The organism is Endozoicomonas sp. Z74 (assembly GCF_057680865.1).
In genome coordinates this window covers 1-1,480 of sequence record NZ_JBLYZI010000233.1, presented here as the reverse complement: position 1 = coordinate 1,480, position 1,480 = coordinate 1, and the positions used below count along the sequence as shown (strand labels likewise).

Below are 1,480 nucleotides of genomic sequence, written 5' to 3'. Positions count from 1 at the left end.
CCGGAAATACCTTGTGCATCACCGGCAATGGGTGAGGGCGGCAGAGTTTTATGGAGGACACCGATCTGCTCTGGGGACATCATGGGTATGGACTTCAGGATGTCTTGGAATTGCTGAGGTTTCATGGCTGGAACTCCACTTTACACGACAATTCTCATGCTCAGGGAGTATAGACCATGTTAGCAACATTTAATTTGAACAGCGCCTACATGATAATTACAAAGAGTCAAAGGATAAGCTTAGGGTTTTTCAAGAAGAGCATGATAAATATCTAGACGGTTTGTTTAAATATTATGAAGGTTTTGTTTTTGAATTTATAGGTGAGCTTCGACACTTAGATCGTAACTATGAGTGGTTGTTGGATAAAGGGTTTTTAAAAGTGCCTCAGGTTCAAGTCTTTGCTCCTGCTATTGGTTTTGCCCTTCCGAGGTATTTTTCAAAAGATTTTTTTTATAATGTCCTTAAGCAAGGTTATATTGATAACTTCCCGAATCTGCCTCATGCATTGAGCCTCTATGTTGATAAGTCCTTTTATTGCCCGAGTGGTAAGGTTCTTGATGAAACTACTCCATTTCAATCTATTTTATATCATGATAAGTTTAAAGGTTTTTTGAAAGTGAAGAAGGAGGGGGGCCAAAATAGCTGGACTGAAAAGAGGTATAAGTTTCGTTATGAGGAGAGTGATTCTGGGGTTGAAGACTTGAGCGTTGGCTTTGAAGTAGATGAAAAGGAGGTGGGTGATTATTATGATGCTATGGTGTTTCGGTTGTTGACAGACAAAACTGTTGGTTTTGTGGATGAGGATAGATATAAAAATGATCCGCAAAGGGATTCTTCTACATATCGATTTATCCGCATGGCTATAGAACTAAAGTCTGTTCAATCGATGATGTTTGGTTCTTTATTTAAGTCAGATGTTCCACGCTCTGGTTTCTTTTTTGAAGAAATGAGTGATGATTTATCCTATTTGGAGTTAAATCGTTTTATTTCAGGTGCAGGGCAAGATAAAGATTCTGATGTCTCACCTTCAGATATAGATGTGGTTGTTCAAACGAAGATGGTTGTTTTAGATCGGCTCGATATGTTGGGTAAAATTGTTACTCATGATGAACACTCGAACTGGCGTACTGATTGGGTTTTTATTGCTGAAGCCTTTGCTACACTCAATCGAGCGTTGGTTGTTGATATGGTTGGTGGCTTTGATCCGTTGGAATTAAGGGTTTATAAAAATGCAATAAAACAGCTGTATAAAAAATTAATGGGTGATAAATTGCCTGAAGGTGACTACACCTCTAATGGTTTATTAAAAGACTTGTTTGATGGTTTAGAAAATGAAATTATGACCGTTTCTAGTATAGTGGACCCCAAAAACTGGACCACTGGCTAAGTTAAGTTTTTCGACTGTATGATGCCCTTTCAAGGAGGGGAAAATGACAGTCAGAAAAAGGAAGCGTCATGCACCTGAATTCAAAGCTCAGGT

1 protein-coding gene is annotated in these 1,480 nt (G+C 38.6%); it reads left to right on the top strand.

Going from position 1 to position 1,480, the window contains the following annotated elements; genetic code table 11:
• Positions 1–280: 280 nt before the first annotated feature.
• Positions 281–1,387, top strand: a complete 1,107-nt coding sequence (locus ACNRUY_RS26450; RefSeq protein WP_488114656.1) for a hypothetical protein — start codon at positions 281–283, stop codon at positions 1,385–1,387.
• Positions 1,388–1,480: the final 93 nt, after the last annotated feature.